19 protein-coding genes are annotated in these 24795 nt (G+C 62.8%); 13 read left to right on the top strand and 6 right to left on the bottom strand.

Translation table 11 applies throughout. The annotated features are described in order from the left end of the window. Positions 1 to 68 precede the first annotated feature (68 nt). The 5 genes from LOY51_RS22510 to LOY51_RS22490 form a co-directional block, all read right to left on the bottom strand. A complete protein-coding gene (locus LOY51_RS22510; protein WP_125860259.1) occupies positions 69 to 803 on the bottom strand; it encodes a YkgJ family cysteine cluster protein in 735 nt (244 codons plus the stop codon). After that, positions 800 to 1108, bottom strand: coding sequence for a hypothetical protein (locus LOY51_RS22505; RefSeq protein WP_110995879.1), 309 nt, complete (start codon positions 1106 to 1108; stop codon positions 800 to 802). Before LOY51_RS22505 ends, LOY51_RS22510 begins: the two co-directional genes overlap by 4 nt. Positions 1109 to 1194: 86 nt before the next feature. Beyond that, complete coding sequence (locus LOY51_RS22500; RefSeq protein WP_125465463.1) at positions 1195 to 2094, bottom strand: chemotaxis protein; 900 nt, start codon at positions 2092 to 2094, stop codon at positions 1195 to 1197. A gap of 99 nt (positions 2095 to 2193) precedes the next feature. Then, a complete protein-coding gene (locus tag LOY51_RS22495; protein ID WP_125860257.1) occupies positions 2194 to 4425 on the bottom strand; it encodes an autotransporter outer membrane beta-barrel domain-containing protein in 2232 nt (743 codons plus the stop codon). A 124-nt stretch (positions 4426 to 4549) separates the two neighbouring features. Then, positions 4550 to 6919, bottom strand: a complete 2370-nt coding sequence (locus LOY51_RS22490) for an autotransporter outer membrane beta-barrel domain-containing protein (RefSeq protein ID WP_125860255.1) — start codon at positions 6917 to 6919, stop codon at positions 4550 to 4552. 273 nt (positions 6920 to 7192) lie between these two features. Between LOY51_RS22490 and LOY51_RS22485 the strand changes: the two genes are divergently transcribed. Beyond that, complete coding sequence (locus LOY51_RS22485; protein ID WP_258643126.1) at positions 7193 to 9544, top strand: hypothetical protein; 2352 nt, start codon at positions 7193 to 7195, stop codon at positions 9542 to 9544. Between the two features lie 168 nt (positions 9545 to 9712). Here LOY51_RS22485 and norR read toward each other — a convergent pair whose 3' ends face one another. Continuing rightward, positions 9713 to 11263 carry a nitric oxide reductase transcriptional regulator NorR gene (norR, locus tag LOY51_RS22480; protein ID WP_125860251.1) on the bottom strand — a complete coding sequence of 517 codons (1551 nt, stop codon included), beginning with the start codon at positions 11261 to 11263 and terminating at the stop codon, positions 9713 to 9715. A 154-nt stretch (positions 11264 to 11417) separates the two neighbouring features. Between norR and hmpA the strand changes: the two genes are divergently transcribed. From hmpA to LOY51_RS22420, 12 genes are all read left to right on the top strand, one after another. Further along, complete coding sequence (gene hmpA, locus LOY51_RS22475) at positions 11418 to 12596, top strand: NO-inducible flavohemoprotein (protein WP_125860249.1); 1179 nt, start codon at positions 11418 to 11420, stop codon at positions 12594 to 12596. A gap of 518 nt (positions 12597 to 13114) precedes the next feature. After that, positions 13115 to 13633 carry a disulfide bond formation protein B gene (locus LOY51_RS22470; protein ID WP_110995875.1) on the top strand — a complete coding sequence of 173 codons (519 nt, stop codon included), beginning with the start codon at positions 13115 to 13117 and terminating at the stop codon, positions 13631 to 13633. A gap of 560 nt (positions 13634 to 14193) precedes the next feature. After that, a complete protein-coding gene (gene cyoA / locus LOY51_RS22465) occupies positions 14194 to 15138 on the top strand; it encodes a ubiquinol oxidase subunit II (protein ID WP_125860247.1) in 945 nt (314 codons plus the stop codon). Between the two features lie 3 nt (positions 15139 to 15141). Next, positions 15142 to 17163, top strand: a complete 2022-nt coding sequence (gene cyoB, locus LOY51_RS22460; RefSeq protein ID WP_110995873.1) for a cytochrome o ubiquinol oxidase subunit I — start codon at positions 15142 to 15144, stop codon at positions 17161 to 17163. Positions 17164 to 17166: 3 nt separating this feature from the next. Beyond that, positions 17167 to 17790 (top strand): cytochrome o ubiquinol oxidase subunit III, encoded by a 624-nt coding sequence (gene cyoC, locus LOY51_RS22455; RefSeq protein ID WP_110995872.1) that lies wholly within the window; start codon positions 17167 to 17169, stop codon positions 17788 to 17790. Next, positions 17790 to 18122: a cytochrome o ubiquinol oxidase subunit IV gene (gene cyoD / locus LOY51_RS22450; protein WP_110995871.1), complete on the top strand. Its 333-nt coding sequence runs from the start codon at positions 17790 to 17792 to the stop codon at positions 18120 to 18122. The genes cyoC and cyoD overlap by 1 nt, the downstream gene beginning before the upstream one ends. Positions 18123 to 18133: 11 nt before the next feature. Beyond that, a complete protein-coding gene (gene cyoE, locus LOY51_RS22445; RefSeq protein ID WP_125465460.1) occupies positions 18134 to 19021 on the top strand; it encodes a heme o synthase in 888 nt (295 codons plus the stop codon). Between the two features lie 175 nt (positions 19022 to 19196). Then, positions 19197 to 20189 carry an isocyanide synthase family protein gene (locus tag LOY51_RS22440; protein ID WP_125860245.1) on the top strand — a complete coding sequence of 331 codons (993 nt, stop codon included), beginning with the start codon at positions 19197 to 19199 and terminating at the stop codon, positions 20187 to 20189. Continuing rightward, on the top strand, positions 20189 to 20899 hold the full coding sequence (locus tag LOY51_RS22435; RefSeq protein WP_125860243.1) for an HAD family hydrolase: 711 nt from the start codon (positions 20189 to 20191) through the stop codon (positions 20897 to 20899). Before LOY51_RS22440 ends, LOY51_RS22435 begins: the two co-directional genes overlap by 1 nt. Before the next feature lie 23 nt (positions 20900 to 20922). Beyond that, positions 20923 to 22683, top strand: coding sequence for an isocyanide synthase family protein (locus LOY51_RS22430; protein WP_258643121.1), 1761 nt, complete (start codon positions 20923 to 20925; stop codon positions 22681 to 22683). Positions 22684 to 22900: 217 nt separating this feature from the next. Further along, positions 22901 to 24109, top strand: coding sequence for an alanine transaminase (alaC, locus tag LOY51_RS22425; protein ID WP_110995869.1), 1209 nt, complete (start codon positions 22901 to 22903; stop codon positions 24107 to 24109). Positions 24110 to 24310: 201 nt separating this feature from the next. Next, positions 24311 to 24694 (top strand): YkgJ family cysteine cluster protein, encoded by a 384-nt coding sequence (locus tag LOY51_RS22420; RefSeq protein WP_110994885.1) that lies wholly within the window; start codon positions 24311 to 24313, stop codon positions 24692 to 24694. The last annotated feature ends 101 nt before the right edge of the window (positions 24695 to 24795 follow it).

Genomic DNA, 24795 nt, shown 5'->3' with positions numbered 1-24795 from the left:
GCTTTGCCGGTTTTCGCGGCTAAAGCCGCTCCCACAGGGGCTGGTTTGGCCAATGGGTAGCGGGCAGATCAGAACCCGATAAAGGCGTAATACACCGGCGTCTCGGCGGTGGTTTGCAACCCATGCCCCTGCAGGCCGCCGGCCAGCTCGCCATCCACCACATGCACCTGCCACTGCGCAGGGTTATCCACAGGCACTGCGGCCAGCGCGGCTGCCAAGGCGCCCATGTCCGGCAGCCAGGCGGTGAAGCCATTGCCCTTGAGCGCACTGGTGGTCATCCCCAGCGCCTGGCAGATGGCGACCTTGCTGGCGATGTCGTCACGGTCGGCCTGGCGCGACGCCTCGATCAACCGGCGCAGTTCTGCATCCTGCAGCAATCCGCCATGGATCAGCTCCGGCCCCTGCTCCCAGGCTTCGGCCGGGCAGTCCTTGCTCTCGGGGCGCAGCGGCAGGTGCGGGTTGATTTCGGCCGGGTAGATGCGGCACACCAGCGGGCGGCTTTCATAGATGCTGCACAGGTCGTCGGCGTTCAGGTTGCGGCAGCGCCCCGGGTTGAACGCGGCGAAGGTCACCGACACGCTCAGCTCGCCTGTGCCGCAGGGCACCGGGTGGGAGCGGCGCAGCACGTGTTCGCGCTGCTCTGGCGGCATGCCCGGGCCATCGACCATGAAGCCTTCGATCAGCACGATCACCTGGCCCCCGGCATGCGCCCACTGGCCCGCCTCGGCGAGGGTCAGCGGCACATGGTGGCCGGTGCAGCACTTGCCGCAGCCGGTACAGCCGAAACGGATGCTGTCGCTCACTTGCCGGCCGCCCACTCGGTGACGAAAGCCTGCTGGCGCTGGCGGTCGTACAGGCACAGTTCGGTGCCGGTGGCGTTGTTCATGTGCTTTTGCGGGTACACGCCTTCGATCAGGAGGGCGCTGTAGCCGACCTGGTCGTCGAATTCGGCAGGCTTGCCCAGGGCGTGGGCTTGCTTGAACTGGCTGGCCTTCAGGCAAGCCTTGAGCATGTGCTGGCGCTGGTCGTTCCAGGCCTGGGTGCTGGACGCGTGGGCCGCGCCGCTGAACAACGCGAAAGCGATCAGCAGGGAGCTGAGGTATTTCATGTGCGGGTCCGCCGTTGGCTGCGAAGGGCGCGAATTATGCCCGAACGCTCCCCGACAGCAAGCCGGGGAGTTTGTCGCTGAATATATCAGCGCTCGGCGAACACCACAGCGCGGGCCGCCACCACCAGGCAGTCGGTCAGCTCCGGCGAGCTGAATTTGGTGAGGATGGCGTTGGCCCCGGCTTCCTCGGCCTTCTTGCCGCTCATGGCGCTGTCCAGCGAGGTGTGCAGCAGGATGTACAGGTGCTGGAAGTCCGGGGTTTCGCGCAGGGTGCGGGTGAAGGCAAAGCCGTCCATTTCGGACATCTCGATGTCCGAGACGATGATGTTGATCTCCCGCTCGGTGCCTTGGAGCTCCAGCAGTACGTTGATTGCATCCTTGGCGCTGCGTGCGGTGTGGCATTCGATGCCGAGGTTGCGCAGGGTGTGCACCGACTGCTGCAGCGCCACCTGGCTGTCGTCGACCACCAGGATGTTGGCGGCCGCCAGCAGGCTTGCGTCTTCTTCGCTGACTTCGCCCGGGTGCGGTTCGTGCTGTGGCGGGGCGATGCCGTGGATGACCTTTTCGATGTCCAGCACCTGCACCAGGGTGTTGTCGACCCGGGTCACGCCGGTGATGAACGAGCGGTTGCCCGAGCCGAACGGCGGCGGTTTGATGTCGGTGCTCAGGCAGTGGACGATGCGGCTCACCGCCTGCACGTGCAGGCCCTGGCGCGAGCGGCTGATCTCGGTGACGATCAGGCAGCCGCCGTCGGGGTCGGCCAGGGGCATTTCGCCGATGGCGCGGGACAGGTCGATCACCGACAGCGAGTTGCCGCGCAGGGTGGCCACGCCTTTGACGTGCGGGTGGGCCTCCGGCAGCTTGGTCAGCGGCGGGCAGGTGATGATCTCGCTGACCTTGAGCAGGTTGATTGCCATCAGCTTGCCGCTGCGCAGGGTGAACAGCAGCAGGGACAACGAGTCCGCGCGGGCTTTTTGCGTGGCCATGGGCAACCTTCCGGAGTGTCGGGAATAGAGGAGGATGCCGGGGTATCGGCCTGCGACGGCCAGGCTTTAGATAAAAAGGGCCTTGCGGCCCTTTGCTGATTACCAGTTGTAACGTACCCCCAGGTTGACCCCCCAGGGTTGTTCGATGCGCTCGCCCTTCATGTAGTCGAAACCGGCCTGCACCTGCAGCACGTCGGTCAGCTGGGCGTTGATGCCGGCCCCCAGTTCGATGCGGCTGCCCGACAGGTCATTGGCGAACCGCGTGTCGTTGACCCGTACCTGGTTGTCGCGGGCGAACTCGTGGGCGTAAGCCGCCTTCACATAGGGTTGCGCGAAGCCGCCGTCGGCCAGGGCAAAGGTGCGTCCCACATGGCTGCCCGCCTTGGCCAGCAGCGAATCGGCGTTGCGGGTGCTGGCGCGCATGCCGTTATCGAGGCTATAGCTGGCGCCGTCGACCCACAGTGCGGAGCCTTGGGCGTAGGGTTCGACGAACCAGCCATCGTCGAGCTTGAAATGCTTGCCCATCTCGACCGAGGCGCCGATGCCGTGGTTGCTGTATTCGCCCTTGGCTTTGCGGCCATCGCTCATGCGCACGTCCGAGCTGTTCTGGAAGCGGTTGGCCTTGATCAGGGCATCGATGTACAGGCCATCGTCCGCCAGCCAGGTGCTGTAGGCGCCGATGTGGTAGCTGTCGACCTGGCCAGTGGTGCCGCCGGAAAGATCCAGTTGCGAGCGGCTGTAGCCGCCCATCAGGCCCACCAGCCATTGGCCATCGCGGGAGGGCAACGGGGCGTCGGCACCGAAGGCGATACCCTGCTGCACCTGGTCATAAGCCGCGCCGGCACCGGCCGCTACCTGATACTTGTTGGCGTAGCTGCGCAGCCAGCCACCGCCGCTTTGCTGGCCGTTGCGCAACTCGCCCATGCGCCCGCGCAGGGTGCTCGACTCGCCGTACCACACGGTCGGCGCGGCGCTGAACAGGCCGGTGACCGAGCGCGTGCCCGGCGTGGTGGTGTTGCCCTTGCGCACCAGGAACCAGTCATCGCCCCGTTGCTCGAGCTCGTAGGCGAACGTACCGAAGTCCACTTGCCCACCGATCAGGCCGAACTGCGAGGTGCTGCCTTGGCCGGTATGCACGACCTGATGGGCGTCCACCGCGCTGTTCGGGTCGGTGCCGGTGCTCTGCACCAACAACTGGTGATCGCCGCTGGCCTTGCCGCTGACATCGAGGAAGTCGCCCTGCTGGCCGCTCAGGTCGGCGCGCAGCATGAAGGTCCCGCTGCCGGACAATTCGCCCACTTGCAGGTGGTTGAAAGCGGCGCCAGGGGCATTGCCGCGCAGGTCGACCGTACCTGTGTCGAGCGACAGGCGACCGACCGTGGAGTCGCCGGTCACGACCCAGCTGGACGCGTCTTCGAGCACCAGCGATGTGACGTTGTCGAGGCGGCCGGTCAGGCTGGCGTGGTTGGTGAGCTTCAGGTCCAGGGTAGAGTCCTCGTCGACCACGATGTTGCCGGTCAACTGGCTGTCGTTCACCACGGCATTGGCGCGGCCACCTTCCACGACCTCGATGATCACGCCGTTGCCGCCCGAGAGCGTCGAGCCATTGCTGATGTCGATCTGCACGGTTTCGTCGGCGCCAGGGGCGCGGATGACCCGGATGGCACTGCCGTTGCGGCCGACTATGGCGGAGCCGTCGAGGCTCAGTGTCGTTGCGGGCCTGCCCGGGAACAGGGAACTGGTGAACAGCACGACGCCATTGTCGTCGCCCGAGATCACGCTGTTCTCACGGATGCGCACCGTCGCGCCGGTGGCCACCAGGCCGACGCCGCCCGCCAGAGGGCCGCTGCCATTGGCCAGTGCGCGGCCATCGACCTGTGAGTTCGACAGATCGAGCACACTCGCACCCGCAGCATTGATGCCATGCCCGCTGCCAGAGACGCGGCTGTTGCTGACGCGGGCGCTGGAGTCCTGCAGGGTGATGCCCGCGGCGGAGTCTCCGGGGCGCGCAGGGTCGGCGGTGGCGGTGATGGTGCTGCCGTCAATGACGGCATTGCTGTCGAACAAGGAAATACCCGCGATACCGACGGTATTCACGGTTGCGCCGCTCATGTTCAGCTGCGCCCCGTTCCTGCCCAGGATTCGCTCGGTCTGTGCGCCTTGTGTGACGTTCAGTGTCCCGCCGAGCACGTGATAGCGGTTGACTGGATCGCCTTGGCCTACGGTGTGGCTGTCACCGGCAGGTACTTCGATGACGTCCACGGCGTGGGCAGATACCGCCAAGGCTGCGATCGTCGACGCGAGCAGCGTGCGAATGGGTAAGTAGGTCATGGGGTGGCCCGGTCAAAAAAGAGGTGCTATTTGACCGAGGCGAATCCCAAGTGACCCTAGGAAAATACCTGTGATGTTGTAGGAATATAGCCATGATGCCGAACGGGTCCGTCCGTCGATGCCCTTACCAGGCGTAATGCAAACCGAGGTTCACACCCCAGGGCTGTTCGATGTTCTTACCGTTGCCGTAGTCGATGTCGGCATGCAGTTGCAGGCGAGCTGAAACCTGGGCCGCGAGACCTGCTCCCAGTTCCAGACGCTCTCCGGACAGGTCGTCATGAAAGGAGGTTTGGTTGATCTGCACATCGTTGTTGCGCGCGAACTCGCGCACGGCCGCCGCTTTCACGTAGGGCTGCACGAAACCACCCGCTTGCAGGGGAATGGTCCGGCCGGCCTGTGCCCCCACCTTGCCCAGCAGCGAGTCGGCCCTGTCGCTGCTGGCGCGCATGCCGTTGTCCAGGTCGTAGTGTTCGCCATTGACCCACAGTGCCGAGAGCTGGACGTAGGGTTCGATGAACCAGCCGTCGTCCAGCTTGAAATGCCGGCCAGCCTCCACGGAGCCCCCCAGGCCATAGTTGTTGTAGTCCCCCTTGGCCTTGGCGCCATCGCTCATGCGCACATCGGCCTTGTTGTCGAAGCGGTTGGCCTTGAGCACCGCGTCGACGTAGTAGCCGTTGTCGGCCAGCCAGGTGCTGTATACGCCCAGGTAGTAGCTGGCGACACGGCCATTGCTGCCCAGGCGCATGTCCAGTTGCGAATCGCTGTAGCCGGCCATCACGCCGAGCAGCCAGAGGCCGCCTTGGCTGGGTAGCGGGGTGTCGACGCCGAATGAAACACCTTGCTGATTCTGCGCGTAGTGCACCTGGTCGGCGGCGGCCACCCGGTACTTGTTGCCGTAGCTCCGTGCCCAGAAACCGCCTTGGCCGTAGCCGCTGCGTAGCTCGCCCATGCGGCTGCGCAACGTGCTGAGTTCGCCGTACCACACGGTGGGTGCGGCGCTGAACAGGGCAATGGCGGTCTGCGTGCTGGAGGAGATGACCGGGGTGTCGCCTTGCACCAGGTACCAGTCGGTATCGCGCTGTTCCAGTCCGTAGGAGAAGGTGCCGACATCCACCCGGCCATTGCTGCTCAGCACCGAAAACTGAGCGTCGCCCCCTTGGGTATGCACCACCCGCAGGGGCGCGCTGCCCGCCGCGGGCTCGGCGCCGGTGTTGGCGATGAGCAGGCCGTGGGTGCCTTGGGCCTGCCCCTCGATGTTCACCAGGTCGCCCGTCACCTGGGCCAGGTCCGTGCCGAGCACGAAGGTGCCGGCGCCGTTCAGCTGGGTGGCGGTCAGGGTGCGAAAGGCGCCATTGCCCCCGCGCAGGCTCACCGTGCCGCCATCCAGCGTCAGGGCACCGACGTGAGAGTCGTTGACCATGTCAAAGCGTGAACCGCTGGCGACCAGCGTGCTCTGGGCCGTGTTCACCGAGCCCGTCAGGTTGGCCTGGTTGGTCAGGCGTATGACCGTGCTGGCCGATGACGAACGCACATCGCCCGTCATACGGCTGGCATCCAGCGACAAGCTGGTGACATCGATCATGTTCCCTGTCAGCGCGGCACCGTTGTTCAAGGCGACATCCGCGATGGCGCCATTGCTGGCACGCACATCGCCTTGCAGGCTGCTGGCATCGATGCTCACGCTGGCCTGGGTCAGCGTGCCGGGCCCATCGTCCGGTAGGCCGATTTCAACCAGGGTGCCGTTGGCCGCCGACAACGTCGAGCCATTGCGTATCTCGATGCGCGCCAGCATCGCCGGCGCGTTGAGGTTGCTCACCACGATCGCGCTGCCCGTCTGCGAGGTGAGGCTGGAGTGATCCAGCACCAGGTGGGGTTGGGTATTGCCCCCGACGGCGTTGGCGAACAGCCCCGCGCCTCTGTTGCTGCCAGTGGCCGTGCTGTCTTGCAGGATCGCTTCACCGCCGACCAGGCTGATGCCCAGCCCATCGCCAGCCACACCCCCTGCTCCGGTCCCTGTGCCTGTGAGGGTCGAGTTGACGAGCGTGGCGCTGCTGCCTCCTGAAACGTTGAGCCCGCGGCCGAAACCGGTGATCGTGCTGTTCTGCACTAGCGCGCTGGAGCCCGGCGATGAGCCCGCCAGATCACTGGTCAGCGACAGACCGATGTTGGCGCTGGAGGTCAAGGTGGAATCACGGATGGTGGCCTGGCTGGCGGACAGCACCAAGGCCCGAGCATTGCCGCCGTTGACGGTGGCTGCGTCCAGGGTCACTTGCGAACCCTGGTTGGCGGTGATCTGCAGGGTTTGCCCACCTGGCTGGACAGTCAAGGTGGCGCTGTTCAGCAGCCATGACTCCGCCGGGGTGCCTGGGCCGACACTGGCGCTGCCGCCGGGGGGAAGGGTGGCTGCCGAGGCCACGCCTCCCAGGGTGGAGAGCAATAGAAGCAATGATCGGAATTGACTGGGTGTGGCCCTGGTCGATTGACGGGATTTCATTGCCTCTACCTCCAAGTTGACGGCATGTGGCTTATCGCGTCGAGTGCATGTTTATCACCGAGGTCAGTCTTGATTGATCACTATACGCAGGATTGTTGTTTTGGCACCTGACAATAATGCTAGGTTTCTGGTGCAGATGCGTGGGTTAGGATTGTCAGTGCTTGGTTGTCGGAAGTGGCAGGCAAGTAAAAGTAGAGGGTGCTGAAACCTTACAGTTTGGTATTTCTGGTTTTTGTCGTTAGTGTGATTATCATTGCCAATAAAGGTGATCGTATGACTGCGTTTGACAAATTAAATCGTGCAGGTAAAGCAGGGGTTAACGCTACACTGCCCGCACCCACGGTTCCCAAACTCGATAGAGGTCTTATCAAGATTGCGGATTTGGTCAATGACTTGGAAGTTATCATTCCGACGAATGCTGAATTCGTAGATACTTTGTCGGTGCGTTTGTTCATTGGTGACGATCCGCTGGATCCGGATAGCGTGGTGAGTGAAGTACTGCAAATTGCACTCCCTGTGCCTGATGAATTAACGTTGCTTTTTAAGACTAGTAAATATCCGGCTAACGGTAGTGATGTAACCGTTAAGTTGGACTACTTCCTCTATGATGCCGCTTCGGAGGACGGACAAACATCCATCGATCCGGTGCAAGTACGCTTTGATCGCCGAGCTGCCGGGGGCTCCCAGCTGCCGCCGATCGCATTCAGCGATGATCAATTGAGTGGCATCACGGTCGCTGATCTGAATACCGACGGCGATCTGGAAGTATTGGTAGACCCCTACTTGTACGCGGAACTGGGCGATAAGATCCAGATGTGGCTGAGTGACTCGAATGCTCAGGACGATACCAAGTACCTATCCGGCAGCTATGAGGTGGACCCGGCCAGCGACCCCACGGAGGTCAAGTTCCTGACGAATGACTTCGTCACTGCGGGCGATGGCAAACCGCTGTATTTCGCCTATCGGGTCACCGATTATGCCGGCAACGTCAGCCCGCGTTCCTTCGTCACGCGTATCCCCGTCTACATCAACTTGGCCGCCCTTGACGCGCCATTGGTACCGGAAGCCGACGACGGTCTGGTGACCTTTTCTGATGCCAATACCCATGTAGAGGTGCAGATCCCTACCTATGACGGCGTTGCCGACGGCGATATGATCACTGTCATCTGGGAGGGCAGAGCCCAGCCTGCGGTGCCCATCAGCAACGCGGCCGGCGACCCTGTGCTGAGTGTTCAGGTGCCATTGGCCGAGGTTGCTGCGGGCGGTTACGCATCACGCAGTGTCAACGTCAGCTATAACATGGCGCACGGCAGCGATCCGGTCGTCTCCTCACCCACTACCACGATCAGGGTCGACCTGAGCGGGCCGGGCGGTATCGTTGATCCGGACCCTGGTACGCCGGAACATGACAACCTGCGCCGAGCCGAAGTGCGTGTCAACCAGGGCAGCAGTCCGCTCAATGAAATCCTTCCGGGCGATTTCGGCAAGGACGCCACCGCCGTGATTCGCCGGCAGGGCGAAGAAAACACGCTGATCTGGCAGAGGGGTGATGTCATCCAGTTGTATTGGGGATCGACCAAATTACCCAATACTAAGACCGTCGATCAGAGTAACGAGGGGGCCAATATTGATTATCCGGTGCCCCATGCTGACGTCATCGAAACCGAGGGTGTCGGTGATATTCCTGTCTACTATGAGATCACACGTGAGTTGGCGGGTGACAAGGGGCCTGTTCCTGTTACGGTGAAATCACCTGTCCAGATCGTGAAAGTCGCGTCTGTGGAGAGTTTGCCGGGTGGCCCTGCTGCATTGCTTCCGGGTGTATTCCCTGAGGCCAATGCCAATAACATCATCACCCGTGCAAACGGTCTTGATGGTACGCCATTCAGGATTCCGCTGGCGGGTGTGAGCAATATTGAACTGGTCAAGAGCCCTACACTCAGTTACAACTTCGTCGGGATCCAGAGTGGTGATGCGACGGTGCCTCCTACAAATCCGCCAGCAGCGCCAATTGAGGCCACTCGATTGAAAGTGGACAATGTGCCACTGACACAGCAACACCTTGATCAGGGCTACTTCGAAATCTCCATGCCCTATGCCCATATCCGGCTGATCTGCAGGAATGGCGCGACACTGGATTACACGCTGGCCAATCAGTACGGTTCAAAAGCTGCGCCGCAGAAGTTCGTTCGCTTCGCGTTGAACGTGGCGGGGGGTAGTTGCCCGGTGCTGTTTGGCAACACCGCCGTTAGTTCCTTCAGTCGCGTACCCGTGAACCTACCCGCGATTGCCTTCAGCGATGCGCAGCGTCAAGGCATCAGCGAGGCCGACCTGGATGGAGGGTTGCTCAATACCTGGGTGAATCCCTACTTCGGGGGGGAGGCGGGAGACCGCATTGAAACCTGGCTGGGTACGTCCGAGTCAACAGACTCCGGACAGTACCTGAAGATGTTCGTCGCTGGGGATCCGGAGCAAAAGTCGCTGATTGCTTTCTCACGCCGTGACATGTTGACGCTGGGGAACAATCGCGTTCTGTTCTTCGGCTATCGCGTCACCAACAAGGAAGGCGTGCAGAGCGCATTGTCGCGATTGGTGGGAATCGAGGTCACGGTGTCCGAAGAGTAGTCAGGAGTAGGGGGTGGTTGCCGCGCTTATCGGGGCAGCCACCTTCGGACCTGGACCCATGGTATTGGGCCATGTAGGGTTTCTACGAAAAGTCGCCGAGCGGCGATCAGGCAAGGCGAACCCTTGCTGGTTCGCCTTGCCTGTGTCTGAATCAGCAACAGGTACTGCTTATTGCAGCCCCAGGCGCTTGGCGAGTCTACTGAGGTTGGCGCGGTCCAGCCCCAGCTCGCGTGCTGCCGCTGCCCAGTTGTGGTTATGACGTTGCAGGCAGGCCTCGATCAGTTGGCGTTGATAAGCATCCAGCGCTTCGCGCAGGCCGCCGTCCGGCACGCCGGTGGCCTGGGGGGGCGCTACCTGCGCCACAGTGCCGGGCAAGGCGGCTTGGCGCAGGTCCAAATCATCGCTGCTCAAGGTCAGGATGCGCGGACGTTGTGCATGACGCCCCATGGCCTTCAACGCCGAACGCCCTATCAAGTGTTCCAGCTCTCGCACATTGCCTGGCCAGTCGTAGGTTTCGAGCGCGGCCTGAGCCTCGGCGGACAGGCGCAAACTGCCCAGGCCCAGGCGCGAACGGTTCTGCTCGAGGAAATACCCCGCCAGCAACAGCACATCACGGCCGCGCTCGCGCAGCGGCGGCACCTGCAACGGGTACACGCTGAGCCGGTGGTAGAAGTCGGCTCGGTAGTGGCCGTTGCGTACCTCTTCGGCCAGGTCGCGGTTGGTGGCGGCGATCAGGCGCACGTCCACCTGGTGGTCGCGGTCCGAGCCCAGGCGCTGCAACTGGCCGCTCTGCAACACCCGCAGCAGCTTGGCCTGCACCGCCAGGGGCAGTTCGCCGACTTCGTCGAGGAACAGCGTGCCGCCGTTGGCCAGTTCGAACTTGCCGCGCCGCTCGCCATGGGCGCCGGTGAACGCGCCGCGCACGTGGCCGAACAGCTCGCTCTCCACCAGGGTGTCGGGCAGGGCGGCGCAATTGAGGCTGATCAGCGGCTTGTCGGCGCGCTTGCTGGCGCGGTGCAGGGCCTGGGCTACCAGCTCCTTGCCGACACCGGTTTCACCGGTGATCAGCACGGTCAGGTCGCTGCCGCCGACCAGGCGGATTTCTTCGACCAGGCGTTTGTGCGCCTTGCTCTGGCCGATCAGTTCCTTGTCCTGGCCGCTGGCCTGGCGGTACACCTCGGCGCGCTGGTGTTCATCCTCGGCGCGCAGGGCCAGGTGCTCGATGCGCTCGGCCACGGTGACGGTGGCGGCGGCCAGGCTGGCGAAGGCCTGCAGGGCGTCCAGCTCCAGGCTCTGGAACTGCCCGGCGGTGAGGGCGTCGAGGGTCAGCAGGCCCCAGGGCTGCTCGTCGACCATCAACGGGCAGCCCATGCAGTCGTGCACTTGCAGGTCGACATGTTCGGCATCGACCAGGCCGTCGTAGGGGTCGGGCAGCGGGCTGTCGCTGGGGAAGCGGGTCGGCTCGGGGCGGCTGAGCAGGGCCTGGAAGCGCGGGTGCTCGCTGACCCGAAAGCGCCGGCCGAGGGTGTCGGGCGACAAGCCATCCACCGCCAGCGGCACCAGCCATTCGCCATCCAGGCGCAGCAGCGCCGCAGCATCGCATGGCAACAGGCCGCGCATGGCCTGGAGCAGGCGGCGATAGCGTTCCTGGTCGGGCAGGTCGCAGGACAGGTCGCTGACCAGGGGGAGGAGGGCGGTGAGCAGGGGTTTTGCAGTCATATGGACTCCATTTGGTCGAAATGACTATACGCCTGAGTGTGTCTTTTTGACACTTATATGCTCAAGTGCCTGATTTCATTGGCTTTTAAAGTTGGCACGATTGCTGATAAGTCCAAGGCAACCATTCGAAGCCAAAGGCTCAGGAGTTGCAGCAATGCTCAATGCCGAACAACGTGCAATCATCAAAGCCACTGTTCCTCTGCTGGAAAGCGGCGGCGAAGCGCTGACCACCCACTTCTACAAGATGATGCTCAGCGAGTTCCCCGAGGTGCGTCCGCTGTTCAACCAGGCCCACCAGGCCAGCGGCGACCAGCCGCGCGCCCTGGCCAACGGCGTGCTGATGTACGCCCGCCACATCGACAAGCTTGAACAGCTTGGTGGCCTGGTCGGCCAGATCATCAACAAGCATGTGGCCCTGCAGATCCTCCCCGAGCACTATCCGATCGTCGGCAGCTGCCTGTTGCGCGCCATCGAGGAAGTGTTGGGCAAGGAGATCGCCACCCCTGAGGTGATCGCCGCCTGGGGCGCCGCCTACGGCCAGCTGGCCGACATCCTGATCGGCGCCGAAGAGAGCCTGTACAAACAGAAGGAAGAAGCCGCCGGCGGCTGGCGTGGTGCCCGCGAGTTCCGCCTGGTGCGCCGCGAGCAGGAAAGCAGCGAGATCGTCTCGTTCTACTTCGCCCCGGTGGATGGCAAGCCAGTACTCAAGGCCGAGCCGGGCCAGTACATCGGCTTGCAGCTGTTCATCGATGGCCAGGAGCAGCGTCGCAACTATTCGCTGTCGGCGCTGTGCGACGGCGAGCAGTACCGCATCAGCGTCAAGCGCGAAGCGGGCGGCAAGGTGTCCAACTACCTGCATGACGGGCTGATGGTGGGCGACAGCCTGCAGCTGTTCCCGCCGGCCGGCGACTTCACCCTGGCGGCCAGCGACAAGCCGCTGGTGCTGATCAGTGGCGGCGTGGGCATTACCCCGACCTTGGCCATGCTCGAGGCTGCGTTGAAAACCCAGCGCCCGGTGCATTTCATCCACTGCGCACGCAATGGCGCGGTGCATGCCTTTGCCGACTGGATTGACGGCCTGGTTGCGCGTCATCCGCAGCTCAAGCGCTTTTACTGCTACGCCGAGGATGACGGTAGCCAGGCGGCTGATGCCGTGGGCCTGCTGAGCCAGGAGCTGTTGGCTGAGTGGCTGCCACGCGAGCGTGATGTGGATGCCTACTTCCTGGGGCCGAAGGGCTTCATGGCGGCGATCAAGCGCCAGCTCAAGGCGATTGGTGTGCCGGAAGGGCAGAGCCGTTATGAGTTCTTCGGGCCGGCGGCGGCGCTGGAGTGATGCACTGATGTCATCGCGGGGCAAGCCCGCTCCCACGCCAGATCTCGATCTTCGTGGGAGCGGGCTTGCCCCGCGATGGGTTTCATCCCAATCGCTGCGGTTCGGCGTTCTGTCGGGCCGGCAGCACCCGGATGCTCCGGCCGTGGGTAATCGAGAACGAAGCGGACGATGACATTCGGCGCTGCCGGCCTGGCCGAGCGCCGAACCGCAGCGATTGGGCCCAGCCTCTCTTCTATATAAGGAAGTGATGAACGCGGTTACACCCGCCTTCATCTTTAATCCTCCTTTAATCACTGTATCCTTCACTCCCGAGTGTCGAGGGGCTTGTCCCTGTCCGGCGCTCGGGCTGCCGTGTTTTTTACGCGCGGCAGTGAACCGAAACCGACACGCTCGGTCCTAGGTCATCAATGGATAGCCGCGCTCACCGTTCCTCGACGCAGTCACAGGTCCACTCCAGCGTGTAGACTTGGCGCCCCTCGGGCAGCCAGCGCTGCCACTCTCCATCGAAGGAATCGGCAATGAACGAACTCTCATCGCGCCTGAACCGCGAACGGCGCTTTCTGGTGCTCCTTGGCCTGATCTGCCTGGCGCTGATCGGCGGTGCCCTGTACATGCAGGTGGTGCTGGGCGAAGCGCCATGCCCGCTGTGCATCCTGCAACGCTACGCCTTGCTGTTCATCGCGATCTTCGCCTTCATCGCCGCGGCCATGCCCGGGCGTAAAAGCCTGACCCTGTTCGAGGCGCTGGTGGTGCTGAGCGCCATCGGTGGCATCGTTGCAGCCGGTAACCATGTGTATATACTCGCCAACCCGATGGTCAGCTGCGGCATCGACACCTTGCAGCCGATCGTCGATGACCTGCCGCTGGCCAAGCTCTGGCCGCTGGCCTTCCAGGTCGATGGCTTCTGCTCAACGCCCTACCCACCGATTCTCGGTCTGTCGCTTGCCCAGTGGGCCCTGTTGGCGTTCGTGCTGACGGCCATCCTGGTGCCGCTGGGGATCTACCGTAACCGTCGCCACGAACGCACCGTTCGTTAGACCAAAGTCCTTGTTTGACCCAGGTCTATTGCGCGACGAGATAAGTAGGAAATCAGCCCCCAGGGTTGCTCTGGATCAACCCCCAAGCCTTGCGCTACAAGGGTTTCAGGGCTACTGCGCAGGGTGCGACAAACTGTCGCGAAGTTGATTTTTGGGGTGCTATTGTTGCGGATTCTGTAAAAGACTGTTGCTCAATAAGTCATAGTCAATGGGGGGCGACCTATCTACAATCGCCCCCAATTTCCGTTCGGCACTGCTTGCGAGTCGCAGGATTGAAGGAAGCCGCAGCGCTTTCTTATTGCTGACTTCGACAAGTTTCGCCCAACGGCGATCCGGGCGGACACCCCTCCGCGTTTTCCCGCACCAAATGGACTTGGTCTGAAGTACAGGCCGTTTGCCTACGAAACCATAAAGCACCGTATATGCGCTCGCGCCCAGGTCCAGCAGTCGGACCCCAGGCAGGGGCGAATTCGGGCTCGAATTGCTGACGCTTGGCAGGACGAAGTGTTGGCTACCAAAACACAAATTGCATTGAAGCAAGCTGATCTAGAGGTCGTGAGATGAGTAAAAAGCGTTACCCCAGACTGTTTGGCATATTGCCCTTTTTAGGCATGCTTTTACTCAGTGGGTGCAACTGGACCCTGCTCGACCCGAAGGGCCAGGTAGGCATTGAGCAGAAGAACCTGATCCTGATCGCCACCGGCTTGATGCTGCTGGTGGTCATTCCCGTGATCATCATGACGCTGGCGTTCGCCTGGAAGTACCGTGCTTCCAACAAGTCCGCCACCTACACCCCCGACTGGTCGCACTCGACCAAGATCGAGGCCGCGGTGTGGATCATCCCGATCCTGATCATCATCGCCCTGGGTTACGTCACCTACCACTCCACCCACAAGCTGGACCCGTACCGTCCACTGGATTCCGATGTGAAGCCGGTGCAGATCGACGTGGTCGCGCTGGACTGGAAATGGCTGTTCATCTACCCGGAACAAGGCATTGCCACGGTCAACACGATCGTTTTCCCGGCCAACACCCCGGTCAACTTCCGCGTCACCTCGGACGCCGTGATGAACTCGTTCTTCATCCCGGGCCTGGGCGGCCAGATCTACGCCATGGCTGGCATGACCACCAAACTGCACCTGATCGCCAACGAGAACGGTGTGTTTGACGGTATCAGCGCCAACTACAGCGGCGCCGGTTTCACCGGTATGAAATTCAAGGCAACCGCCACTTCGCAAGCTGACTTCGATGCATGGGTCGCTGAAGTGAAGGCCTCGCCGAAGAAGCTGGACAAGGCCGAATACGAAGCCCTGGCCAAACCAAGCGAAAACAACCCGGTCGCGCTGTACAGCGAGGCACCGGCTGACCAGTTCCAGCGCATCGTCGACAAGTACGAAGGCATGAACCGCGGCAAGCCGGTCCACGAAGAAGCAGGCAGCAAAGATCTGGCGACCACCAAGGGTGTGGAATCGAGTATGCAACCAGCTGCCGGTGCAGAGGAGTAAGAGATGTTCGGTAAATTAACTCTGGAGGCGATACCGTATCACGAGCCGATAGTCATGGTGACGCTTGCCATGATCGCGCTCGGTGGTATCGCTGTCGTTGGTGCCATCACCTATTTCCGCAAGTGGACCTACTTGTGGACCGAGTGGCTGACCACGGTCGACCACAAGAAAATCGGCGTGATGTACATCATCGTCGCTATGGTCATGCTGCTGCGCGGCTTCGCCGACGCCATCATGATGCGTACCCAGCTGGCTGCCGCTACCGGTGGCTCCGAAGGCTACCTGCCGCCTGAACACTATGACCAGATCTTCACCGCCCACGGTGTGATCATGATCATCTTCATGGCGATGCCGTTCTTCACCGGCCTGATGAACCTGGCGGTTCCTCTGCAGATCGGTGCACGTGACGTTGCCTTCCCGTTCCTGAACTCCCTGAGCTTCTACCTGCTGCTGGCAGGCGTGCTGCTGGTCAACATCTCGCTGGGCGTTGGTGAATTCGCCAAGACCGGCTGGGTTGCCTATCCGCCGCTCGCGGGCATTCAGTACAGCCCTGGGGTGGGTGTCGACTACTACATCTGGGCGCTACAGCTCTCAGGCTTGGGTACGACACTGACCGGCGTGAACTTCCTCGTCACCGTGATGAAGATGCGCGCACCTGGCATGAAGCTGATGGACATGCCGATCTTCACCTGGACCTGCACCTGGGCCAACGTGCTGATCGTCGCTTCGTTCCCGATCCTGACCGCCGCACTCGCCCTGCTGACTGTTGACCGTTATCTGGACTTCCACATTTTCACCAACGAGCTTGGTGGGAACCCGATGATGTACGTCAACCTGTTCTGGGCCTGGGGTCACCCTGAGGTTTACATCCTGATCCTGCCGGCCTTCGGCGTGTTCTCGGAAGTGACTTCGACGTTCTCTGGCAAACGCCTGTTCGGCCACCACTCGATGATCTACGCATCGGGCGCCATCGCCATCCTCGGCTTTGCGGTCTGGCTGCACCACTTCTTCACCATGGGTGCCGGCGCCAGCGTCAACACCTTCTTCGGCCTGGCGACGATGCTGATCTCCATCCCGACCGGTGTGAAGCTGTTCAACTGGCTGTTCACCATGTACCAAGGCCGTGTGCGCTTCACCGCACCGATGCTCTGGACCCTGGGCTTCATGGTCACCTTCTCCATCGGTGGCATGACCGGCGTACTGCTGGCCGTTCCAGGTGCTGACTTCGTCCTGCACAACAGCCTGTTCGTTATCGCTCACTTCCACAACGTGATCATCGGTGGCGCGGTATTCGGCTACATCGCCGGTTTCGCCTTCTGGTTCCCGAAAGCCTTCGGTTTCACCCTGAACGAGAAGTGGGGCAAAGCTGCCTTCTGGTTCTGGCTGTCGGGCTTCTACGTTGCGTTCATGCCGCTGTACGCCCTGGGCTTCATGGGCATGACCCGTCGTCTGAACCACTCCGACAACCCACTGTGGGAACCCTACCTGTACGTAGCCGTTGTCGGCGCCGTGCTGATCCTGTTCGGTATCGCTTGCCAGCTGATCCAGATCTTCGTATCGGTTCGCGACCGCAAAGACAACATGGACGTCACTGGCGACCCATGGGGCGGCCGTACCATCGAATGGTCCACTTCGTCGCCACCTCCGTTCTACAACTTCGCTCACATGCCTGAGAAAGTTGGCCTGGACGCCTGGCACGAAGCCAAGGAAGCCGGCGTTGCGTACAAGGCTCCGGCCAAGTACGAAGCGATCCACATGCCGAGCAACACGTCCACCGGTCTGTTCATGGGTCTGTTCCTGACCGTGTTCGGCTTCGCCTTCATCTGGCACATCTGGTGGCTGGTGGGTGCGAGCCTGGTTGCGACCATCGCGGTCTTCGTTCGCCACGCTGCACGTGACGACCAGGGCTACATGGTTCCGGCCGAAGAAGTGGCGCGCATCGAAGGCGAGCGCATGAAGGCGCTGGCCAAGGCTGGTGTACTGCCTGCCGGCGGCGCACGTGTCGAATCGTTTGAACGGGTGTAATCAATGTCCAGTCAAGTAATCCACGGTGCTGCTCATGGTCACGACCATGGGCACGACGAGCACCACCACGACTCGGGCCAGATGACCGTCCTCGGTTTCTGGCTGTACCTGATGACCGACTGCATCCTGTTTGCGTCGCTCTTCGCCACCTACGCGGTGCTGTCCGGCGGTTTCGCCGGCGGCCCGTCGGGTCACGACATCTTCCAGCTCGACTTCGTGCTGGTTGAAACCGCGTTCCTGCTGCTGTCCTCGATCACCTTCGGCTTCGCCATGCTGAAGATGTTCGACGGCAAGAAAGCAGGTGTACTGGGCTGGTTGGCTGTGACCTTCCTGTTCGGTGCTGGCTTCATCGCGATGGAAATCTACGAGTTCCATCACCTGATCGCTGAGGGCTACGGCCCGCAGCGCAGCGGCTTCCTGTCGGCGTTCTTCGCGCTGGTCGGTACCCACGGTCTGCACGTGACCGCTGGTCTGATCTGGATGGCGATCATGATGTACCAGATCAACAAGCACGGCATCACGCCGACCGCCAAGACCCGCATGAGCTGCCTGAGCCTGTTCTGGCACTTCCTCGACGTGGTCTGGATCTGCGTATTCACCGTCGTCTACCTGCTGGGGGTTCTGTAATGGCTAACGCACACGACACTCATCACGAAGGCAGCCACGGCAGCGTGAAGTCCTACATGATCGGCTTCGTACTGTCGATCATCCTGACCGCGATCCCGTTCGGCCTGGTGATGTACCCAAGCCTGCCGAAGAACCTGACCGTCCTGATCGTGGTGGCCATGGCCGTCATCCAGGTGGTAGTGCACCTCGTGTACTTCCTGCACATGGACCGCTCGAAAGAGCAGCGTTCCAACGTGTCGACGTTCCTGTTCACCGTTCTGGTAATTGCACTGCTGGTCGGCCTGTCGCTGTGGATCATGTTCAGCATCCACTTCGAAATGATGGCCAAGTGAGGTAAGACTGCATGTCCGTGAAGCACTTTATCCAAATCACCAAACCGGGGATCATTTTCGGTAACGTGCTTTCCGTGGCAGGCGGGTTCTTCCTTGCCGCGAAGGGCCAAGTGGACTTCGCCCTGTTCCTGGCAGTGGTGATCGGTACCTCCCTGGTGGTCGCGTCCGGATGCGTGTTCAACAACTGCATCGACCGTGACATCGACCACAAGATGGAGCGCACCAAGAACCGCGTCATGGTGCAGGGCGGCATGTCGCTGCCCCTCGCGCTGATCTACGCCACCCTGCTCGGGGTGGCGGGTTTCAGCCTGTTGTATGTGCAGGCCAACCCACTGTCGGCGTTCTGCGCCCTGGTTGGCTTCGTGGTCTACGTCGGTTTCTACAGCCTCTGGCTGAAGCGCAAATCGGTGCACGGCACCCTGGTCGGCAGCCTGTCCGGTGCCATGCCTCCGGTGATCGGCTACTGCGCCGTGAGCAACAGCTTCGACCTCGCTGCAGTGACCCTGCTGGTGATGTTCAGCCTGTGGCAGATGCCGCACAGCTTTGCCATCGCCATCTTCCGCTTCAAGGACTACAGCGCCGCCAACATCCCGGTCCTGCCGGTGGCGCGCGGTATCCTCGCGGCGAAGAAGCAGATCGTGCTGTACGTGCTGGCCTTCGTGCTTGCCACCCTGATGCTGACCCTGGGCGGCTACGCCGGCCTGGGTTACCTCGCCGTGGCAGCTGCCATGGGCCTGTACTGGCTGTACATGGCCTGGGGCGGCTACAAGGCCGAGGACGACAGCAAGTGGGCGCGCAAGGTATTCGGCTTCTCCATCCTCACCGTCACCGCCCTGAGCGTGATGATGGGTGTGGACAGCCAGACCGCAGCCGATGTGCTGATGACCTACGCACGCTGATACAGCGGGCTGTTACCCGAAAAACCCCGGCCTTTGCGCCGGGGTTTTTTTATGCCTTGGTAAAAATTCATCGGGGCGTGGTTGACATCGTCACCCGCTTTGCAGGACTTTATGCGCCGCGGGTCAGGATGACCCGGCGGCCCAAATGCCGCGTTTTCAGACAAAGGAATGTCCCATGACCGATTCGAGCCTCGCTCTTTCGGCGTATGGCGCGTTGTTGCGCCAACGTCACCCCGCTGCGCCCATCGACACCGCCCTTGCCATCCTGCACTGCCTGTTCAGTCGCCGCAGCCTGGCGCCGGGGCAGGATCCTGCGCTGGACGAATTAGCCCTCGCGCCGCACCTGCCCAAGGTCCTGGCCGCCCTCGAGCAGGGTCAGCCGATCGAAATGGTGCTGCCGGCTTTTCCAGGCAAGTCCCCCAATCGCCAGAAGACCCTCGGCCCGCTGCCGGACCTGGCCGAGCACCACGCCATCGATGAACTGCACAGGCTTTGTGAAGAGATCCGCGCGCTGCACGCACCGGGCGCGGTGATCCATATCTGCTCCGACGGCTATGTGTTCTCTGACCTGGTGCGGGTGCCCGACGCCCATGTTCAGGCCTACACCGACGATATCCAGCGCTACGCCGACCAGCACTACCCGGGCCGGTTCACCCTGTTCGACCTCAAGGACGCCTACCCGCAACTGGGCTGCCTGGACTCCATGCGCGAAGAGCTGATGATCGAGCACGGCCAGTCGCTACGTACGTTGCAGCAGCGCTTCGAGTCCGAGGACCACATGATGCTGATGTACTGCGGCATCCACCGTTTCCTGTCGGAGGACTACGCCGGCCTTGCCGACTTTGCCGGCATGAGCATGAACGCGGTGAAGAAAGTGGCCAAGCCTGCCTCCCAGCGGGTGATCCAGCGCAGCGAAGCCTGGAGCGCGCTGCTGCAGGCGCGCTATCCGCAGTGCCTGCGCTTGTCGATCCACCCGCAACTGGCCGTGTCGAGCAAGATCGGCATCCGCCTGGTGCCCACCAGCGACCTGTGGCGCACGCCCTGGCACTCGGTGGCGATCAAGCGCCGTGGCGTGGTTACCCTCGAGCGGCGCAGCAATGTCGACGAGCGCTACAGCCGCCTGGTGTTCCGTCGCGGCCGCCCCTGCCATTACGCGAGCGTGCAGTGATGGCGCGGTTGAGCGAAGCGCAAGCGGTGCTGTTCGACCTGGACGGCACCCTGGTGGACACCCTGCCGGACATTGCCTGGTGCCTGAATCAAGTACTGGTCCAGCACCAGTTGGCCGCGCTGCCCGAGGCACGCGTGCGCGCCCTGGTCGGCGGTGGCGTGGCGGCGATGATCGAACAGGTGGCGCTGGAGCAGGGGGCATCGGACGCCGGGCGCCTGCTGGCTGACTACAGCGCCTGTTACCGTCAGCACCTGGTGCAGTACTCGCGCCCCTATGCCGGGATCGATCGGCTGCTCGAAACCCTTGCAGCGCGCGGCTTGCCCATCGCCGTGGTCACCAACAAGGCCCACGTCCTGGCCCTGCAAGTGCTGGAGCGGCTGCTGCCGACCACGGCCTTTGGCGCGGTCTTGGGGCACCAACCGGGGCAGCCGCTCAAACCCGCTCCTGATACCGCGCTGCTGGCTGCCGAGCGGCTCGGCGTGGCACCCGTGCATTGCCTGTTCGTCGGCGACACGCCTATCGACCTGCTGACGGCGCACGCTGCCGGCATGCCGGTGGTCGCCGCAGGTTGGGGTTATGGCGAGCCCGAGACGCTGCGTGCCCACGGCCCGCAGTTGTACTGCCAGACCCCCGACCAGTTGCTCGCGGCCTTGCGCCCCACAGCTGTTCCCCCCTTGAGCCAATCCATGGAACTGGCCGGCTCGTTGTAACACCACCAAAGGACGACACACAGATGCATGATCAAGACAGCTGGATCGCAGCCGTCAGCCAGGTGCTGGACGGTTATCTGCTCAAGGCCGAGGGCGATCGCTTCGCCGACAGCGGCAAGGCGCACCTGGCCCAGAGCCTGGCCCGCTGCTTCGAACGTGGCGAGCCGCTGCGCATGGTGCTGCCGGGTTTCCCCTGCAAATCGCCGAACGATCGCGACAAAACCTTCGGCGTGCTGCCGGACTACGGCGAGGTGATGGCCATCGAGCGTCTCGACCGCCTCGGCCAGGAGATCGCCGCGCTGCACGCACCGGGTTGCGAGATCGCCATCCTCAGCGATGGCACCACCTTCAACGACATCGTCGGCGTGCCCGACGAGGTACGCCGCGCCTACAACCAGGCCCTGCGCAGCCTGTGCGTCACCCACTGCATCCGCTGGGTGAGCATGGAAGACCTGTTCCCCCAGGCCAGCAGCCCCGAGGCGCTGCGCGCGACCTTGGTCAAGCAGGCGCGCCTGCCGTGGAAGAACGTCGAGGCGTTGATCGAGCACTGCCAGGGCGACGAAACCCTGGCCCGCAGCCACGACAAGCTGTGCAGCCACCTGTACAACGACTTGCGCCTGTGTTGCGAGCCCGGCCAGGATCAGGACGAGCATCTGCGCCAGCTCTCCCACAAGGCCTACCAGATGATGCTGCGCGGGCAAGCGCTCAATGCGGCGGTCGATCGCTTCTTCCCCGAGCACATTCGCCTGTCGGTGCACCAGTACGACAACGCCGGGCCCAAGTTCACCCTGGCCCTGGCCGAGGGGTTGAGCCATGTCGTCAGCCCCTGGCACGCGGTGCCGGTGCGCCAGCTCGATGGCGGCCAGTCGCTGCGTGGCCGTGCCGAGATCGACAACGCTCGGCATGTGCAGGTGACCTGGCAAGGACGGCCGTGGCTGCTGCATGAAACCACCGGCGAGGCGCTGGAGGGCTACCGCTTCGAACTGCAGAAACTGCCGCTGTTCGGCCTGGTGGTCAGCGCCCCCACGGGGGAGGGGCAACAACGGCTGGCCACCGAGACCTTGCAGGCGCTGGTGCGCAGTTTCGGCTTCGTCTGCCTGAAGGGCTGCGAATATCCCGACCAGGGCAACTTCGCCGCCGACTGCGCGCGCTTCGGCACCATCTACCGCTGGGCCTTTGGCGAGGTGCACGTGGTCAAGCCGGCCGAGCAGCCCCAGGGCGTGGTGCATTCGCTGGAGAAGACGCCGCTGCACTGGGACCTCAACCTGCTGCCCGACAGCGACCCGCTGGTGCAGCGCGACCCCAAGTTCTGCGCCCATACCTTCATGCTCTACTGCAAGACGCCGCCGCAACCCGGGGAAGGGCAGACCACCATCGTCGACAGCCGCAACGCCCTGCGTCAGGTCGGGCTCAAGGTGGCCCGGCAATGGCAGGAGGTCGACATCACCTACTACACGCGCATGACCTATTTCGGCGGCTCGCCACGTACCTATCCGCTGGTGGACCGCGACCCGCGCACGGGCGAGCCGGTGCTGCGTTACCAGGAAGGGTGCGAGTCGTCGTTGCAGACCCTCGAGCAGCAGGTGCAGGGCGGTGACGAGGCCTATCAGCGTCAGTTGATCGAACAGCTCGACGGGCTGGTGTACGACCCGCAGTGCCTGATCGCCCATGAATGGGCGGCGGGCGACCTGGTGCTGATCGACAATTACCGGACCCTGCACGGGCGCCTGCCCATGAGCGCCGCCTCGGCTTCGCGTGAGTTGTGGCGGGTGCAGGTTTATTGATTCATTGACCTGCCTGTGGGAGCGGGTAAACCCGCTCCCACAGGGACTCGTCAATTTTGAATTTTCTGGTTTTTCAATCTATGCGCCTGAAAAGTTTAAAAAAAACAGAAAATTATCCTTTGCGAAATTTACTTGGCGGGATTATCTTCTGATTCGGCCGCCGCGGCGGCCAACGTCGCTCGGACGGTTCCGGGCGCTTACGTCTCCAGAGGAAACCATGGCCAATCCAGGTTCGCCGCGCCGTTTCGCGCGCATCGATCGTCTGCCCCCTTACGTCTTCAACATCACCGCCGAGCTCAAGATGGCTGCCCGCCGCCGTGGCGAGGACATCATCGACCTGAGCATGGGCAACCCCGATGGCGCCACCCCGCCGCACATCGTCGAGAAGCTGGTGCAGGTCGCCCAGCGTGAAGACACCCATGGCTATTCCACCTCGCGCGGTATCCCGCGCCTGCGCCGGGCCATCTCCAACTGGTACAAGGACCGCTACGAGGTCGAGATCGACCCGGAGAGCGAAGCCATCGTCACCATCGGCTCGAAAGAGGGCCTGGCGCACCTGATGCTCGCCACCCTCGACCAGGGCGACACCGTGCTGGTGCCCAACCCCAGCTACCCGATCCACATCTACGGCGCGGTGATCGCCGGCGCCCAGGTGCGTTCGGTGCCGCTGGTGCCGGGCGTGGACTTCTTCAACGAGCTGGAGCGGGCGATCCGCGAGTCGATCCCCAAGCCGAAGATGATGATCCTCGGCTTCCCGTCCAACCCCACTGCCCAGTGCGTCGAGCTGGATTTCTTCGAGCGCGTGGTGGCCCTGGCCAAGCAGTATGACGTGCTGGTGGTGCACGACCTGGCCTACGCCGATATCGTCTACGACGGCTGGAAGGCGCCGTCGATCATGCAGGTGCCGGGGGCCAAGGACATCGCGGTGGAGTTCTTTACCCTGTCCAAGAGCTACAACATGGCCGGCTGGCGGATCGGCTTCATGGTCGGCAACCCGGAGCTGGTCAGCGCCCTGGCACGCATCAAGAGCTACCACGACTACGGCACCTTCACCCCGTTGCAGGTGGCGGCCATCGCCGCCCTGGAAGGCGACCAGCAGTGCGTGCGCGACATCGCCGAGCAGTACCGCCAGCGCCGCAACCTGCTGGTCAAGGGCCTGCACGAGATGGGCTGGATGGTCGAGAACCCCAAAGCGTCGATGTACGTCTGGGCCAAGATCCCCGAACAGTACGCACACCTGGGTTCGCTGGAGTTTTCCAAGAAGCTGCTGGCCGAAGCCAAGGTCTGCGTATCGCCAGGCGTGGGTTTTGGCGACTACGGCGATGACCACGTGCGCTTCGCCCTGATCGAGAACCAGGACCGTATTCGCCAGGCCATTCGCGGCATTCGCCAGATGTTCCGCGCCGATGGGCTGACCAGCAAGTAAGCAGGCCAGGCCTGATCGCGGGGCAAGCCCGCTCCCACGCAAGGTATGCTCGGCGTGGGAGCGGGCTTGCCCCGCGATGCGTTTACGCCGATCAGCGGCGATCTTTTTTTCATTCCCCCTCTTCTCAGCCAGTCGCGCCTGGATTACAAATAGCGCCGCGGGCGCTCGCCCCGATAACAACAACCTCCCTCCCTGGCCATCATGTCCGAACAGAACCCTTGCCTGACCTGCGGCGCCTGCTGCGGCTACTTTCGTGTGTCTTTCTTCTGGGGTGAATGCCAATCGGCCGGCGGCCTGGTGCCCGACGACCTGGTGGTGCAGATCAACCCCACCCGCGTCGCCATGATCGGCACCGACGCCAAGCCCTGCCGCTGTACCAGCCTGGGCGGCGAGATCGGCAAGCAGGTCGCCTGCGGCATCTACGAGAACCGCTCGAGCCCCTGCCGTGAATTCGAAGCATCCTGGGAGCATGGCGTGCACAACCCCAGCTGCGACGACGCCCGTGCGGCCTACGGCCTGCCACCCCTGACACCGCCTGGCGCCAACGAGCCGCATTGGCCGGACGACGGCGCCGAGGTTGCCTGAGGCCCAGGCGAAACGGTGAAGCGGTCACATTCTGGCGATTGGCCATGACCGCTTGTCGGATGGATCCAATCGCCACTGCGCTGCAACCCGCGTAGTTCGTA

It is taken from the genome of Pseudomonas sichuanensis, from assembly GCF_024749065.1.
Classification (GTDB): Bacteria; Pseudomonadota; Gammaproteobacteria; order Pseudomonadales; family Pseudomonadaceae; genus Aquipseudomonas; species Aquipseudomonas sichuanensis.
The sequence above is the reverse complement of the archived record's forward strand: the minus strand, read 5'-3'. Positions and strand labels throughout refer to the sequence as shown.